This is a genomic window from Pantoea rwandensis (assembly GCF_002095475.1).
GTDB lineage: Bacteria > Pseudomonadota > Gammaproteobacteria > Enterobacterales > Enterobacteriaceae > Pantoea > Pantoea rwandensis.
Genome location: NZ_MLFR01000054.1, coordinates 1 through 14,958 on the forward strand (window position 1 = coordinate 1; position 14,958 = coordinate 14,958).

Annotated in this window: 14 protein-coding genes, 3 tRNA genes and 1 other RNA gene; 6 read left to right on the forward strand and 12 right to left on the reverse strand. The window is 51.6% G+C overall.

Features of this window, described 5'->3' with window-relative positions; translation table 11 throughout:
• Positions 1-109: 109 nt before the first annotated feature.
• The 5 genes from crr to cysZ form a co-directional block, all read right to left on the reverse strand.
• Positions 110-613 (reverse strand): PTS glucose transporter subunit IIA, encoded by a 504-nt coding sequence (gene crr / locus HA51_RS26435; RefSeq protein WP_034825872.1) that lies wholly within the window; start codon positions 611-613, stop codon positions 110-112.
• A 42-nt stretch (positions 614-655) separates the two neighbouring features.
• A complete protein-coding gene (gene ptsI, locus HA51_RS26440) occupies positions 656-2,383 on the reverse strand; it encodes a phosphoenolpyruvate-protein phosphotransferase PtsI (protein WP_084938393.1) in 1,728 nt (575 codons plus the stop codon).
• A gap of 159 nt (positions 2,384-2,542) precedes the next feature.
• Positions 2,543-2,800, reverse strand: a complete 258-nt coding sequence (gene ptsH / locus HA51_RS26445; RefSeq protein ID WP_007889063.1) for a phosphocarrier protein Hpr — start codon at positions 2,798-2,800, stop codon at positions 2,543-2,545.
• A 387-nt stretch (positions 2,801-3,187) separates the two neighbouring features.
• Positions 3,188-4,159 (reverse strand): cysteine synthase A, encoded by a 972-nt coding sequence (gene cysK, locus HA51_RS26450; RefSeq protein WP_084938394.1) that lies wholly within the window; start codon positions 4,157-4,159, stop codon positions 3,188-3,190.
• Positions 4,160-4,302: 143 nt separating this feature from the next.
• Positions 4,303-5,061, reverse strand: a complete 759-nt coding sequence (gene cysZ / locus HA51_RS26455; RefSeq protein ID WP_084938395.1) for a sulfate transporter CysZ — start codon at positions 5,059-5,061, stop codon at positions 4,303-4,305.
• A 217-nt stretch (positions 5,062-5,278) separates the two neighbouring features.
• On the opposite strand from cysZ, the gene zipA reads away from it, so the two are divergent.
• From zipA to HA51_RS26470, 3 genes are all read left to right on the forward strand, one after another.
• Positions 5,279-6,268, forward strand: coding sequence for a cell division protein ZipA (gene zipA / locus HA51_RS26460; protein WP_084938396.1), 990 nt, complete (start codon positions 5,279-5,281; stop codon positions 6,266-6,268).
• A 69-nt stretch (positions 6,269-6,337) separates the two neighbouring features.
• On the forward strand, positions 6,338-8,356 hold the full coding sequence (gene ligA, locus HA51_RS26465; RefSeq protein ID WP_084938397.1) for an NAD-dependent DNA ligase LigA: 2,019 nt from the start codon (positions 6,338-6,340) through the stop codon (positions 8,354-8,356).
• Position 8,357: 1 nt separating this feature from the next.
• A complete protein-coding gene (locus HA51_RS26470) occupies positions 8,358-8,576 on the forward strand; it encodes a DUF3820 family protein (RefSeq protein WP_084938398.1) in 219 nt (72 codons plus the stop codon).
• Between the two features lie 29 nt (positions 8,577-8,605).
• On the opposite strand, the gene HA51_RS26475 is transcribed toward HA51_RS26470, so the two are convergent.
• A complete protein-coding gene (locus HA51_RS26475; protein WP_084938399.1) occupies positions 8,606-9,607 on the reverse strand; it encodes a bile acid:sodium symporter family protein in 1,002 nt (333 codons plus the stop codon).
• A gap of 101 nt (positions 9,608-9,708) precedes the next feature.
• Here HA51_RS26475 and HA51_RS26480 point away from each other — a divergent pair, with 101 nt between their 5' ends.
• Complete coding sequence (locus HA51_RS26480; RefSeq protein ID WP_084938400.1) at positions 9,709-10,629, forward strand: LysR family transcriptional regulator; 921 nt, start codon at positions 9,709-9,711, stop codon at positions 10,627-10,629.
• On the opposite strand, the gene HA51_RS26485 is transcribed toward HA51_RS26480, so the two are convergent.
• The 4 genes from HA51_RS26485 to HA51_RS26500 form a co-directional block, all read right to left on the reverse strand.
• The gene (locus HA51_RS26485; RefSeq protein WP_084938401.1) at positions 10,626-10,976 is read right to left on the reverse strand and encodes a FlxA-like family protein; all 351 of its coding nucleotides are present in this window, start codon (positions 10,974-10,976) and stop codon (positions 10,626-10,628) included. The two genes, HA51_RS26480 and HA51_RS26485, sit on opposite strands and share 4 nt — an antisense overlap.
• Before the next feature lie 149 nt (positions 10,977-11,125).
• A non-coding RNA gene (locus tag HA51_RS26490) (RtT sRNA) lies at positions 11,126-11,262 on the reverse strand.
• 41 nt (positions 11,263-11,303) lie between these two features.
• Positions 11,304-11,379 (reverse strand) — tRNA-Lys (locus HA51_RS26495).
• Positions 11,380-11,383: 4 nt separating this feature from the next.
• A tRNA-Val gene (locus HA51_RS26500) sits at positions 11,384-11,459 on the reverse strand.
• Between the two features lie 273 nt (positions 11,460-11,732).
• Between HA51_RS26500 and gltX the strand changes: the two genes are divergently transcribed.
• Entirely contained in the window at positions 11,733-13,154 is a 1,422-nt protein-coding gene (gene gltX, locus HA51_RS26505) for a glutamate--tRNA ligase (protein ID WP_084938402.1), read from the forward strand.
• Between the two features lie 84 nt (positions 13,155-13,238).
• On the opposite strand, the gene HA51_RS26510 is transcribed toward gltX, so the two are convergent.
• Together HA51_RS26510 and HA51_RS26515 are read right to left on the reverse strand one after the other, a co-directional pair.
• Positions 13,239-13,592 carry a YfeC-like transcriptional regulator gene (locus HA51_RS26510; protein WP_084938403.1) on the reverse strand — a complete coding sequence of 118 codons (354 nt, stop codon included), beginning with the start codon at positions 13,590-13,592 and terminating at the stop codon, positions 13,239-13,241.
• 111 nt (positions 13,593-13,703) lie between these two features.
• Complete coding sequence (locus HA51_RS26515) at positions 13,704-14,492, reverse strand: formate/nitrite transporter family protein (RefSeq protein WP_084938404.1); 789 nt, start codon at positions 14,490-14,492, stop codon at positions 13,704-13,706.
• Between the two features lie 344 nt (positions 14,493-14,836).
• On the opposite strand from HA51_RS26515, the gene HA51_RS26520 reads away from it, so the two are divergent.
• Positions 14,837-14,912, forward strand: a tRNA-Ala gene (locus HA51_RS26520).
• Positions 14,913-14,958 lie beyond the last annotated feature (46 nt).

Below are 14,958 nucleotides of genomic sequence, written 5' to 3' on the forward strand. Positions count from 1 at the left end.
GGCCGAGGCCCAGTGGTCATGCCCTGTTTGAGATAGTGCCTGTGGCTAAACGACATCGCAAACAAAAACGGCACCCAGTGGGTGCCGTTTTTTATGATGCAAGCGCTGCTTACTTCTTAATGCGGATAACCGGGGTTTCACCCACAGTCACCTGACCGGAGAGTTTGATCAGGTCCTTGATTTCGTCCATGTTCGAAATCACGACCGGCGTCAGCGTGGATTTTGCTTTCTCTTCCAGCAGTGGCAGATCAAACTCGATCACCACATCGCCTTTTTTCACTTTCTGGCCTTCTTCAGCAATACGTTTGAAGCCTTCACCTTTCAGTTCAACCGTATCAATACCGAAGTGGACAAACAGCTCAATGCCATTGTCAGACTCGATGGAAAAAGCGTGGTTGGTTTCGAAAATCTTACCGATAGTACCGTCAACCGGTGCAACCATTTTGTTGCCAGTCGGTTTGATAGCGATACCGTCACCCACGATTTTCTCAGCAAAAACCACATCAGGTACGTCTTCGATATTTACGATTTCGCCTGACAGAGGCGCAACGATATCAATAGTCCCTGACGCGCTCTCTGATTTTTCGCCAAAAAGTTTAGAAAACAAACCCATGATCTTCTCCTAAGCAGTAATTTGGGGCCAGCATCTCGTGGATCAGCAGAGCGTTTTTTCTTTGATGAACTTGTTGACCAGATTCATCAAATCTTCCGCTGTGGGTTGAGCCAGAGCTTGCTCCGCCAATGCCTTCGCATCTTCGAAATTAGTATTACGAATAATCTTCTTGATGCTCGGGATTGAAATGGCACTCATGCTGAATTCGTCCAGCCCCATTCCCAGTAACAGTAGTGTAGCACGTTCATCACCCGCCAGCTCACCACACATGCCGGTCCATTTCCCTTCGGCATGTGATGCGTCGATCACTTGCTTGATGAGGCCCAAAACAGATGGCGTCATAGGGTTATAGAGGTGTGAAATCAAATCATTACCACGATCGACCGCCAGAGTATACTGCGTCAGGTCATTTGTCCCAATACTAAAGAAGTCGACTTCTTTCGCCAGATGGCGCGCAATCACCGCTGAAGCGGGTGTTTCCACCATAATGCCCACTTCAATAGTTTCATCAAAGGCTTTACCCTCTTCGCGCAGCTGGGTTTTCAACAGCTCCAGCTCGGCTTTCAGCGCACGCACTTCTTCCACAGAAATGATCATCGGGAACATGATGCGCAGTTTGCCGAAGGAAGAAGCTCGCAAGATAGCGCGCAACTGAGCATGCAGAATCTCTTTGCGGTCCATGGCGATACGAATCGCACGCCAGCCAAGGAACGGGTTGTCCTCTTTCGGCAGGTTCATGTACGGCAGGTCTTTGTCGCCGCCGATGTCCATGGTACGCACGATAACGGCCTGAGAACCCATCGCTTCCGCGACGGCTTTATAGGCCTGGAATTGCTCTTCTTCGGTTGGCAGCGAGTCGCGGTCCATGAACAGGAACTCGGTACGATACAGGCCGACACCTTCAGCACCGTTGCGCTCTGCACCGGCGACATCACGCACGGTACCGATGTTGGCGCACACTTCAACCTGATGACCGTCCAGCGTGATAGCAGGCAGATCTTTTAGTTTCGCCAGTTCATGTTTTTCGGACAGGTATTGCGTCTGGATGGCTTTCAGCTCTTCCAGAACCTCATCGGTAGGATTGACATAAATCTTGTTGTTTACGCCATCAATGATCAGGTAATCACCGTTTTTAACGGTGGTGGTCACGTTGCCGGTACCCACAATGGCAGGGATTTCCAGGGAACGCGCCATGATGGACGTATGTGAAGTACGGCCACCGATATCGGTGATAAAGCCCAGCACCTTCTTCAGGTTCAGCTGTGCGGTTTCTGACGGCGTTAAGTCTTTCGCCACCAGAATTGATTCTTCTGCGATAGCACCCAAGTCGACAATATGCAGACCGAGGATGTTTTGCAGCAGACGCTTACCGATGTCACGTACGTCAGCCGCACGCTCTTTCAGGTATTCGTCGTCGAGTTCTTCCAACGCCTTGGCCTGGCCATCAATGACAGAGTACGCCGCAGCGTCAGCCGTTGCGTGATCCTTCTTAATCAGGTCAATGATTTCTTGCTCAAGCTCTTCGTCTTCGAGCAGCATGATGTGACCTTCAAAGATCGCCGCTTTCTCTTCACCGAGGGTTTCACCGGCTTTGACACGGATAGCTTCAAGCTGAATGGCTGCTTTGCCACGTCCATCAAGGAAGCGCTGAACTTCTTGTTCAACCTGATCGTCGGTAATTTTTTTACGGCTGATGACGATCTCATCTTCCTTCAGCAGAAGTGCTTTGCCGAAAGCGAAACCTGGTGATGCTAAAATGCCTGAAATCATAACCCTACCTTTTAATCACGATGGCTCATTGACCCAATGCGTTGCCACTGTCGCGGAACAGTACTCTAAGGAAGCAAGAACGCGGACAGGTTGTCCGCGATCAAGATATTTGCACTCAATGGGGCAAAGGAGTCGGTTTAATTGCTTGCCTGAGCGGAATTACTCCAGCTCAGCCATCAGTTTCACCAGGTGCTCAACCGCTTGCTGCTCATCTTCACCTTCAGCAGACAGCGTAACAACCGTACCCTGAGTCAGACCCAGAGTCTGCAGTTTGAACAGGCTTTTCGCGCTGGCAGATTTGCCATTGGAGGTCACAGTGATTTCTGACTGGAAAGCCTTAGCTTCTTTAACAAACTGAGCTGCAGGACGGGTATGAAGGCCGTTAGGTGCGGTAATGGTAACTTCTTGCTGGAACATTCTATTTCCCCAACTTTATCAGGTTTGGTGTTATGGATCTAAAGTCTAGCCTGGAGCCGACACTTTAGCCTATGAAGGTGCGCGGGTATGGCATTAAGCTGACCAAAAAAATGCGCTTAAAAATGTGCTTCTTTCGGTGGCAGATCAAAAACTGCGCGAATTCGTCACCCTGCTAAGTATGCCGCGAATCGCCGTTTCGCCAAATCAGTAAATCAATTCACCTTGATCCACTTCAAAGGCTGATTAATTTCAAGCACCGAAATAATTGTGAGCTTAAATACCAGAGCCGCGTCATTGAAATCAATCTGCCTGGTGCTAAAAGTGAGATCTACGCCACAAAAAAGCACCCATTCGGGTGCTTTTTTCATCGTTTTAAGAGTTTGACGCTTACTGTTGCAGCTCTTTTTCGGTGAACAGATCGGCAAACAACGCGGTGCTGAGATAACGCTCTCCCGAAGAGGGCAGAATGACGACGATGTTCTTGTTCGCGAAGGCTTCGTCTTCCTGCAATTTCAATGCAGCGGCAACGGCGGCACCGGATGAGATACCGGCCAGGATGCCTTCTTCTTCCATCAATTGGCGCGCAGTGCTGATGGCGTCTTCGTTAGTGATGGCTACCACGAGGTCAACCAACTTCAAATCGAGGTTACCCGGAATGAAGCCAGCACCAATACCCTGAATTTTGTGCGGGCCCGGCTTGATTTCTTCACCTGCCAGCGCTTGGGCAATAACAGGAGAATCGGTTGGCTCCACCGCCACCGTAATCAACTCTTTCTTACCCTTGGTGTTCTTGATGTAACGGCTAACGCCAGTCAATGTACCACCGGTGCCCACACCCGCGATGAACACATCCACTTCACCATCGGTATCTTCCCAGATTTCTGGACCGGTGGTTTTTTCGTGGATTTCCGGGTTAGCGGGGTTGCTGAACTGCTGCAGAAGCACGAATTTATCAGGGTCGCTGGCAACAATTTCTTCAGCTTTGGCGATGGCACCTTTCATGCCTTTAGGGCCTTCAGTCAGCACCAAGTTGGCACCTAGCGCTTTAAGCAGCTTACGACGTTCAACGGACATGGTTTCTGGCATGGTCAGCGTCAGCTTGTAGCCACGCGCTGCTGCCACATAGGCCAGCGCGATACCGGTGTTACCGCTGGTTGGTTCAACCAGTTCAACACCCGGTTTAAGAATGCCGCGTTTTTCCGCGTCCCAAATCATGTTGGCACCGATACGGCATTTGACGCTGAAGCTCGGGTTACGCGATTCGACCTTCACCAGGATGCGTCCATTACCGATGCGGTTCAGACGAACCAGCGGCGTATGACCAATTGTCAGAGAGTTGTCTTCATAGATCTTACTCATAGCTCGTCCTTAACTGTATGAAATATTGGGAACCCTCAGAGCATACCTGTTCTTCTCGCCCGCGGAAGGAAAGAAATCGTATATCTATATAGCCCACAACCATAAGCCTTACGCAAAAATGCATAAGGCATTTTGAAGCATTATTAGTGACGCGCGTGCTGCAGACGGTAACGATCAACCCACATCGCGGTTGCCCCGCAAACGGCCACCGGCATGATGGCGAGATTCAGAATCGGAATCATGGTAAAGAGGCTCACCATGGCACCAAACTGCATATTGGCCGTTTTGTGCTGGCGAAGCGCATTGCGCATCTGGTGAAAGCTCACTTTGTGGTTATCAAACGGATAGTCGCAATACTGAATCGACAGCATCCAGGCACTGAACAGGAACCATAATACCGGCGCCACGGTTTGTCCAAATCCAGGGATAAAATAGAGCACCAGCAAACCTAGCGCGCGGGGTAAATAGTAGCCGAGCTTCTGTAATTCACGCTTCATGATGCGCGGAATATCTTTGAACATCGCCACCCAGCCGCTATCGGGTAGGGGTTTTCCGGTGAGCCTGCCTTCCAGCTGCTCCGCCAGCAAGCCGCAGAAAGGCGCAGCGATCCAGTTAGCCACGGTGGAGAAGAAATAACTAAACACCAGCACGATTGATATCACCGAAAGCGGCCATAGCAGATAGCTCAACCATTGAAGCCAGTCAGGTATGTGCGACATGAGGTCAGGGATCCATTGACCAAGGCGTTTGAAAAGCCAGATAAACGCCCCGCCCAATAACAGGATGTTGACCAGCAGCGGAACAATAACGTAGCGGCGAATACCGGGCAGACGCACCAGTCTCCAGCCTTCGGCAAAGTAATGAATACCACTCAATGTTGGGGCCGAATTCTCAGCAGGCATAACGAGCCGTTCTCCTTAGGGTTGTCGCGTACGCATCATAACCTGGCTTTTTGTCGGCGGCAGGCGTACTTTGCGCGAAAAAACAGCAAAAAAGCGTGGGACACCTATCTTATTTGTCAGAAAATACTGCACAGACTTGCACTTGTGTAGCTGGGCAAATACAGTTAGAGGATAAAGTTTGCCGTGGTGGCAAGGTATTGGAACAACAGAGAATACAATGATGCAGGATTTGCGTCTGATATTAATCGTTGTTGGCGCGATCGCCATAATAGCGCTGCTGCTTCACGGACTGTGGACCAGCCGTAAAGAGCGGTCTTCTGTGTTTCGCGATCGCCCTCACAAACGTCTGAAACAGCGCGAAGAAGCCGATGAAGATCTGCTGAGCGACGAAGATGATGGCGTTGGCGAAGTGCGTGTGAGCCGCCAACGTGACGCTCATGATGAGCCAGAATTCGACGCCCCTGTGGTTAAGCCTGCCAGCGCGCCACGTGCGCCTGAGCCTGCGCGTCAACCCTTCTCGCGCCATGATGCGCCATTGATGGGTGATCCGCTGCTGGATGATGAGCCAGAGGTGCGACAGCCTGCGCCGCAACCGCCTGTCGCTAAGCCAGCGCCACAGCCTAAACCTCAGCCACAACCTCAACCGGTTCAGGCCGATCCTTTGCTGGATAATGAGCCACTGTCTGCGACTCAGCCTGAACCTGCATTCCAGGCAGCAGAAGAGCCTGAATATGAAGAAGAAGCATCGGTTGCCCATGAAGAAGTGGCGAAACAACCTGCATCTACTCAACGTAAAAATGAAGCGGTTTTGGTGCTGCACGTTGCTGCACATGCCGGGGGCGAGTTGAACGGTGAAGCACTTTTGCAAGGTATCCTGCAGGCGGGCTTCCAGTTCGGTGAAATGAATATTTTCCATCGCCATCTGAGTCCAGCGGGTAGTGGTCCTGTGCTGTTTAGTCTGGCGAATATGGTGAAGCCGGGTTCATTCAACCCAGACACCATGGGCGATTTTAGCACGCCGGGCATTTCCATCTTTATGATGGTGCCTTCCTACGGTGATGCGAACCAAAACTTCAAGCTGATGCTGCAATCTGCGCAGCGTATTGCGGATGATGTTGGCGGGGTAGTGCTGGATGATGAGCGTCGTATGATGACGCCACAGAAGCTGGAAACTTACAAAGCGCGCATTCGCGAAGTTATTGGCTGACAGCCTCTTAACGTGATGAATATTAACTAAACCCCCGCATGTCGGGGGTTTTTTATCGGATAAAAGACTATGAAATCGGTTCAGGAGCAGATCACTGCGCTGCGCACCTCATTACGCCACCACGAATACCTGTATCACGTTATGGATGCGCCGGAGATTCCGGATGCAGAATATGACCGGTTAATGGTGCAACTGCGTGAACTGGAAACGGCGCATCCCGATCTCATCACGTCTGATTCGCCGACCCAGCGCGTGGGCGCCGCGCCGCTTGCCGCTTTTGAACAAGTCCGCCATGAAGTGCCGATGCTGTCATTGGATAATACCTTCGATGAAGCCGGTTTCCTTGCCTTCAATAAGCGCGTGCAGGATCGCCTGAAAAGTAGCGATGACCTCACTTACTGCTGTGAACTCAAGCTGGATGGCTTAGCAGTGAGCCTGTTGTACGAGGACGGTTTGCTGGTGCGCGCGGCGACACGCGGCGATGGCACCACCGGTGAAAACATCACTGCGAATGTTCGTACCATCCACGCGATTCCACTGCGTTTGCACGGTGACAACATCCCGGCGCGGGTAGAAGTGCGTGGTGAAGTGTTTATGACGGAAGCAGGCTTTGAGAAGCTCAATGAGGATGCGCGTCGAACCGGTGCGAAGGTGTTCGCCAACCCGCGCAACGCCGCAGCGGGATCGCTGCGCCAACTCGATCCGCGCATCACTGCCAAACGTTCACTGACCTTCTTCTGTTACGGCTTCGGCCTGCTGGAGGGCGGAGAAATGCCTGCCAGCCACTGGCAGCGCCTGCAGCAATTTAAAGCCTGGGGTTTACCTGTAAGCGATCGTATTCGCCTGGCGCATACGGCAGAAGAGGTGCTGGAGTTTTATCGCCAGGTCGAGCAGGACCGTCCGTCACTCGGATTCGATATTGATGGTGTGGTGATTAAGGTCGATTCGCAAGCGCTGCAAGAGCAGTTGGGCTTTGTCGCCCGCGCCCCGCGCTGGGCAGTGGCATTCAAATTCCCGGCGCAGGAGCAGATGACCTTCGTGCGTGATGTTGAGTTTCAGGTAGGACGTACTGGCGCCATTACCCCTGTCGCGCGTCTTGAGCCTGTACAGGTCGCTGGTGTGGTGGTGAGTAACGCCACGCTGCACAATGCCGATGAAATTGCGCGCCTTGGCCTGCGCATTGGCGACAAAGTGGTGATTCGCCGCGCGGGTGATGTGATTCCGCAGGTGGTTAATGTGGTGGAATCCGAGCGTCCGGAGGATTCGCGTGAAATCGTCTTCCCCAGCCATTGTCCAGTATGTGGTTCTGATGTTGAGCGTGTTGAAGGCGAAGCGGTCACCCGTTGCACCGGCGGGCTGATTTGTGGAGCACAGCGCAAAGAGGCGCTTAAACATTTTGTTTCCCGTCGTGCAATGGACGTTGACGGCATGGGCGACAAAATCATCGATCAGCTGGTTGAAAAAGAGTATGTGCACACGCCTGCCGATCTATTCCGTCTTACGGCTGGCAAGCTAACCGGACTGGACCGCATGGGGCCGAAATCGGCGCAAAATGTGGTGGATGCCCTGGAAAAAGCCAAGCTCACCACGCTGCCTCGTTTCCTGTATGCACTGGGTATTCGTGAAGTCGGTGAAGCCACCGCAGCCAATCTGGCCAATCATTTCGGCGAGTTGGAGAAGGTGATGAACGCCGATCTCGATGCGTTGATTGCGGTGCAGGATGTCGGCAAAGTGGTGGCGGCGCACGTGCGTAATTTTATGGAAGAAGAGAGCAATCGCGAAGTGATCCGCGAACTCACACAAGAAGTGGGCGTGCACTGGCCACAGTTGGAAGTGGTGAATGTTGAAGAGATCGACAGTCCGTTTGCCGGTAAAACCGTCGTGCTGACCGGTTCGCTCTCGCAGATGAACCGTGACGATGCCAAAGAGCGTTTAGCTGCGCTGGGCGCGAAAGTCAGTGGCAGCGTGTCGAAAAAGACGGACTTGCTGATTGCCGGTGAAGCGGCCGGCTCCAAACTGGCGAAAGCACAAGAACTCGGTATTCCGGTGATCGATGAAGCGGAAATGATTCGCCTGCTCGGAGCCTGACATGGATAAGTTTCAGCTGGTTGATATCGCCAATACTGCGATGCCGTTTGGGAAATATAAAGGCCGGATGCTGATTGATGTGCCGGAAGAGTACCTGCTATGGTTTGCGCGTAAAAACGAGTTCCCCGCAGGCAGGTTAGGGGATCTGATGCAGCTGACGCTAACGATTAAAATTGAAGGCTTACAGGGTTTAGTCATCCCTCTTAAGCAAAGTAAATAACAAATGGCCCGCATCTGCGGGCCATTTACTTAGGATTTCTGTGCTTCCACTTGCTGTTGCGCCAGCCGCTTCTCATTACCCGCTTTATAGCGCTGGGCAATGAAAGAACACACCATTAGCTGTACCTGATGGAAAATCATTAACGGCAACACGATAATGCCGACGGAAGCGGCGGGGAACAGAATGTTCGCCATGGGGACCCCATTCGCCAGACTCTTCTTGGAACCGCAAAACAGCACCACGATTTCATCGGCACGACTGAAACCAAACAGACGTGAAGCTCCAAGGTTAATGGCCAAGGCAATAAACAGGATCGCGATGCTGCCTACCAGAATCCACAGCAGCGTATCGACCCCTACGCGATGCCAGATTCCATTCACAACCGCTTCACTGAAGGCTGAATAAACCACTAACAGAATTGAAGTCTGGTCAGTTTTACCAATCAAACTGCGGTGCTTCTCAATCCAGCCGCCGATCCAACGGCGTGACAGGTGTCCAATGACGAACGGCACCAGCAGTTGCAGCATGATTTTACCAATCTGCTCCAGACCATTACTGGGCGCATCGCTGTGTACGTTCATCACCAGGTTCACCAGCAGAGGTGAAACAAACACACCCAGCAGGCTAGAAGCGGAAGCTGCGCACACAGCGGCTGCTACGTTACCTCCAGCCATAGAGGTAAAGGCGATAGCGGACTGCACGGTCGCGGGCAGAATACACAGATAGATAAAGCCGGTGTAAATCTCTGTGCCGACATTGACCGGGTGCCACCAAACCAGCAGCAGACCGAGGATCGGGAACACCACGAAGGTGCTGCACATAATCCACAGATGTAAGCGCCAGTGGCTGCTGCCCGCAATAATCTTCTCACGTGACAGCTTGGCACCGTGCATAAAGAACAGCAGGGCGATAGCCGCCGTCGTCAGGTATTCAAAGAAATCGACAAACCCGCCTTTGGCCGGGATAAAGCTGGCCAGCAGCACGGTAATGATGAGTTTCACCATCATTGGGTCGAGTCGTAAAAAGCCCATTGTTACAATCCGGTTAAATTAAAAAATTGATGGTGCTGATTGTGCGCTAATGGGGTTTAGAAATAAAATTGATTTATTGCATCAATCTATGAGTAATATCGATGAATTACAGCTTACGTCAGTTACGTACCTTTGTGGCCGTGGCGCAGCAGGGCAGTTTCAGCCAGGCGGGGCAGGCAATCGGTCTTAGTCAGTCAGCGGTGAGCCACAGCATTAAAGAACTTGAGGCTGAAATGGGCGTGCGATTACTTGACCGCACTACGCGAGAAGTGATGCTGACCGAAGCGGGACACCAGTTGGCCACGCGGCTGGAGCGCCTACTGGAAGAGTTGAACACCACGATTATGGACGTGCGCAGCTACGGCGAACAGCGCAGCGGAACAGTGCGGGTTGCCGCCAGCCAGACGCCTTCTGCTAATCTGATGCCGCAATGCCTTGCAAGCAGCCAACAGCGTTATCCCGATATCCGCGTGATTCTGCAAGACCGCGCACAACAGTCAGTGTTGCAGAGTGTACGCAATGCCGAGGTTGATTTTGGTATTGTCATTGGACCGCTAGCGGATGCTGATTTTGATTACGAAGCTATTTTGCAGGAACCGTTTTTGCTGTTGTGCCATGAGAATGATGAATTGGCGCTGGTTGAGCAGGCAGAGTGGACGATGTTGGCAGGACGAAATCTGGTGCTGCAGGATTATGCATCAGGTAGCCGTTTGCTGGTTGATGCGGCATTGCAGCAGCTGGCCATTAAAGTGCAGGTAGTGCAGGAAATTGGTCATCCAGCCACGCTGTTTCCAATGGTCGAAGCAGGAATCGGCATTAGTATTCTGCCAGCACTGGCGTTACCACTGCCATCTGGACGCAAACTGCGGGTGCGTCGACTCTACCCGGAGATCAATCGCAACTTGATGCTGATTAAACGAAAAAATCGCTCACTAACTCCGGCTGCCGAAGCGATCTGGCAAGAGGTGCGTCAGCAGGCAGCCCTGCTGACGCAACAACGCGCACTTAAACCCGCGTTTTAAACATAAACGTTGATTTGATTGGTATCAGTAGGGCGGTTGATACCATCGGCTTTGGTGGCGGTGGTAGCGCTTGCAGTAGTCGGTTGCTGAGCTTCCTGCTGCTGCTGTGCCTTTTCAGCGGCCTGCTGCTCAATTTGTGCAATCTGAGCTTCAACCATCTGAATTTGTGACTCCAACATCTGCTCCTGTTCAGATTTTTGCTCATCTGTCAGGGTATCGTCGTTGGAAAGATCTTTGACTTGCTGGGTCAGGCTTTGAATCTGTTTATTCAGGCTGGCAATTTGTGACGTTGAACCGCCACCGCTGCTCGCCGTACTGATACTGCTAACACTTGAGATAGTAGACATGGTTTTCTCCTTGCAATAGACCATTATCGTTATCGGCAAGGGAATCAAACGGCTTGAGCACACAAATCGTTAAGTGATTGAAAAGGTTTTGTCAGGATGGGGATTGGTGCAGAAACGAAAAAATCGTCTAAAGGCGCTTTTCTCTGAATTGGTGGGTCGTGCAGGATATGCCTCGGCCCATCCGGGGCCTCGCCCTGCGGGTGATGCTGTCGCATCAGCCTGAATCGTTCCTGACGATTCAGTCGAACCTGCGGCAGGTTCTCATCCTGCACGTTAAGCATCAGCGCGCAGAAACGAAAAAAGCGCCTAAAGGCGCTTTTCTCTGATTGGTGGGTCGTGCAGGATTCGAACCTGCGACCAATTGATTAAAAGTCAACTGCTCTACCAACTGAGCTAACGACCCGAAGTGGTGGGCGATGACGGGCTCGAACCGCCGACCCCCTCCGTGTAAAGGAGATGCTCTACCAACTGAGCTAATCACCCCCGCTGTGTGGAGTCGCATTATAGGGATCCTTCGAAGTGAGTCAACGCTTTTTAAAACATAAATGTGCGTTCGCTTTAAATTTAGGCATCATGTCGCGCTTTTAGCCAATGTGCTGGTTTTATTAGCAGAAAAACGCACTTCATTACGTGATGCCACCGCGACAGTCATTGAGGAAAGCGTCTCACCTGCTAGAATATGCGCACTGTTTTTTCGCGTTAACCCGTTTTTTTGTCATCCAGACAGAGAAACCTGCGCATCTAAGGCAATGCTGAATGAAAATCAAAACTCGCTTCGCACCCAGCCCAACGGGCTATCTGCATGTGGGCGGTGCCCGTACTGCTCTTTATTCCTGGCTTTATGCTCGCCATAACAAGGGCGAATTCGTTCTGCGTATCGAAGATACCGATTTGGAACGCTCTACGCCGGAAGCCATTGAAGCCATCATGGATGGGATGAACTGGCTGAACCTGCAGTGGGATGAAGGTCCTTACTATCAGACCAAGCGCTTTGATCGCTACAACGCGGTGATTGATGAAATGGTTGAAGCAGGCTCTGCTTATAAATGTTACTGCTCTAAAGAACGTTTAGAAGCGTTGCGTGAAGATCAGATGGCGAAAGGCGAGAAGCCACGTTATGACGGTCGCTGCCGTGACAGCCACGAGCATCATGCGGCGGACGAACCTTGTGTGGTACGTTTCCGTAACCCGCAAGAGGGTTCGGTGATCTTTGATGATCAGATCCGTGGCCCGATTGAGTTCAGTAACCAAGAGCTGGATGACCTGATCATCCGCCGCACCGATGGTTCGCCAACTTACAACTTCTGCGTCGTGGTTGACGATTGGGATATGGGGATTACGCACGTGATCCGTGGTGAAGACCATATCAACAACACGCCGCGCCAGATCAACATCCTGAAAGCGATCGGCGCAGAAGTGCCAACCTATGCGCACGTCTCGATGATCCTTGGCGATGACAGCAAGAAACTGTCGAAGCGTCATGGTGCCGTGGGTGTGATGCAGTATCGTGATGACGGCTATTTGCCGGAAGCGCTGCTCAATTATTTGGTTCGTTTGGGCTGGTCACATGGCGATCAGGAAATCTTCAGCGTGCCAGAGATGGCTGAACTGTTTACCCTGGATGCGGTAAGCAAATCTGCCAGTGCTTTTAACACTGAAAAACTGCAGTGGCTGAATCATCACTATATCAACACGCTGCCGCCAGAATACGTGGCAACGCAGCTGCAGTGGCACATTGAGCAGCAAAACATTGATACGCGTACCGGGCCAGAACTGGCCAAACTGGTCACGCTGCTAGGCGAACGTTGCAAAACGCTGGTAGAGATCGCGGCATCTTGCCGTTACTTCTATGAAGAATTTGACGCCTTTGATGCCGATGCCGCGAAGAAACACTTACGTCCAGTTGCGCGTCAGCCACTGGAAGTGGTGCGTGACAAATTGGCTGCGCTGAGCGACAGCGAGTGGAATGCGGAAAATGTCCACAACTCGATTCAGGGCGCAGCGGACGCACTTGAGCTGGGTATGGGGAAAGTCGGTATGCCGCTGCGTGTGGCGGTGACCGGTGCAGGTCAGTCTCCCGCGCTAGATGTGACCGTAGAAGCGATTGGTCGCAGCCGTAGCGTTGCACGTATTGAAAAAGCGCTGGCATTCATTGCTGAGCGTGAAGCCCAGGCATAATTGAACCCGCGGCAGCTCATAGGGTTGCCGCTACAATTATCACGGGCATTAAAAAAGCCGGGGGCAATCTGCACCCGGCTTTTTTTAATCTTCTTTAATCCCTAACCGTTCCAGTACGCCACTGATCCCTTCTCGCAGCAATAAGGCAGCCAATTGATCTTGTTCGGCTGTTGTCATTTGCTGGACAGAATTTATTAATAACGCAGGCAACGTATTTTGTTGAGCACCGTAATTGGCCACCGGTTCGGTCGCGTGGCGGGTTGACTGAACAAAGCTCTTTACACGCTCATCAATATGAATTAACCGCGCTTTACCACCCTGTACACCCGGCTTGGGCGTGGTTGTCCAGTTTTCGCGCTTGATCCACTTATTCACCGTTTGCCGACTGTAGCCCGTTTCCAGCGCGAGCTCCTCGGGAGTGAGCCATTCCTTTTTCACGATGCTTTCCCTGTTAAATACATTAGCTGTACATATTACAACAAAACGTAACGGGGAGAAGTCACCAGGCAGGAAAATGCCTTCTGTCAGATGACAAAAGGCATAATTCGATTACTGTGCTTCGCTGACGGAAGGCTGTTCAGGTCGGAAAGCGAGGAAATAGGTGAGGCCAACAAAAATTGCACCACCGACACCGTTACCAAGGAACACGGCAATCACGTTTGGTACAAATTCCGCCCAGCTCATTTGGCCAGCAAAAATGGCAGCAGGCACAATGAACATATTGGCGATAACGTGCTGGAAACCAATGGCGACGAAAGCCATTACCGGGAACCACATGCCAAAAATTTTGCCAACCATATCTTTGCTGGCAAAGGCTAACCATACTGCCAGGCAAACCAACCAGTTGCAGCCAATACCTGAGATAAAGGCATGCAGGAAATCAGCATTCACTTTGGCATGAGCGATGGCCACGGTTTTCTTCAGATAATCACCTTCAGTCATCCCGAGCATATGACCAAAGAACCAGGCGACGGCAACGCTACCAATGAAGTTGGCAATCGTGACCCAAAACCAGTTGCGCAAGACGCTGAAACCACTAATGCGGCGCGCGAACCATGCAATTGGCAACGTCATCATATTACCTGTCAGTAACTCGCCACCGGCTAAGACGGTCAGGATCAGACCTACCGGGAACACCGCAGCGCCGAGGAAGCCGCCAAAGGAGCCCCATTCAGCAGGCAGTTGGTTGATGACATGCAGGTCAAGCAGGAAACCGGTCGCGATAAACGCACCGGCCATAAAGCCAAGAATTAAAAGGGTGGAGACGGGCAAACGGCTTTTAGCCACGCCTGATTGAATCGCCAGTTGTGCGATTTCTTTCGGTGTATGCAGCGACATAATTCACTTTTCTTTTATTGGACAAGGGGAAAATGCTGGCCGATCAAAGAGTGATATACCCTGGAAGGTTGACCGGTTAATTAGCGCGCTAAGTTTTACACTTACCCGTAACGAACACAAGATTATTCCTAACATCTTTAACCGTGATTTAACCTTGGTTGTAGGGCATTAAATGCGAAATTGAGTTAACGAAATGCGCAATTGCGTTGAAAAAAAAGCCATTATGGTGTGCCGTTGCCGCCTTTTTCAGCGATCGCACACAGAACAAGAATTTGACGTTGACACTCAGGAAGCGGTTTCATATCATCCCGTCCGTCGAGTTCACTCGGCAGTTTTTCGGTGCTGGGGGTATAGCTCAGCTGGGAGAGCGCTTGCATGGCATGCAAGAGGTCAGCGGTTCGATCCCGCTTATCTCCACCAAATCGTTTCATACGATAGGCACTGAAGAATGATTTCCAGATGTGGG

Excerpts from the sequence above, each read along its gene's own strand:
- crr (WP_034825872.1), bottom strand. The coding sequence starts at position 613 with ATGGGTTTGTTTTCTAAACTTTTTGGCGAAAAATCAGAGAGCGCGTCA.
- ptsI (WP_084938393.1), bottom strand. The coding sequence starts at position 2,383 with ATGATTTCAGGCATTTTAGCATCACCAGGTTTCGCTTTCGGCAAAGCA.
- ptsH (WP_007889063.1), bottom strand. The coding sequence starts at position 2,800 with ATGTTCCAGCAAGAAGTTACCATTACCGCACCTAACGGCCTTCATACC.
- cysK (WP_084938394.1), bottom strand. The coding sequence starts at position 4,159 with ATGAGTAAGATCTATGAAGACAACTCTCTGACAATTGGTCATACGCCG.
- cysZ (WP_084938395.1), bottom strand. The coding sequence starts at position 5,061 with ATGCCTGCTGAGAATTCGGCCCCAACATTGAGTGGTATTCATTACTTT.
- zipA (WP_084938396.1), top strand. The coding sequence starts at position 5,279 with ATGATGCAGGATTTGCGTCTGATATTAATCGTTGTTGGCGCGATCGCC.
- ligA (WP_084938397.1), top strand. The coding sequence starts at position 6,338 with ATGAAATCGGTTCAGGAGCAGATCACTGCGCTGCGCACCTCATTACGC.
- HA51_RS26470 (WP_084938398.1), top strand. The coding sequence starts at position 8,358 with ATGGATAAGTTTCAGCTGGTTGATATCGCCAATACTGCGATGCCGTTT.
- HA51_RS26475 (WP_084938399.1), bottom strand. The coding sequence starts at position 9,607 with ATGGGCTTTTTACGACTCGACCCAATGATGGTGAAACTCATCATTACC.
- HA51_RS26480 (WP_084938400.1), top strand. The coding sequence starts at position 9,709 with ATGAATTACAGCTTACGTCAGTTACGTACCTTTGTGGCCGTGGCGCAG.
- HA51_RS26485 (WP_084938401.1), bottom strand. The coding sequence starts at position 10,976 with ATGTCTACTATCTCAAGTGTTAGCAGTATCAGTACGGCGAGCAGCGGT.
- gltX (WP_084938402.1), top strand. The coding sequence starts at position 11,733 with ATGAAAATCAAAACTCGCTTCGCACCCAGCCCAACGGGCTATCTGCAT.
- HA51_RS26515 (WP_084938404.1), bottom strand. The coding sequence starts at position 14,492 with ATGTCGCTGCATACACCGAAAGAAATCGCACAACTGGCGATTCAATCA.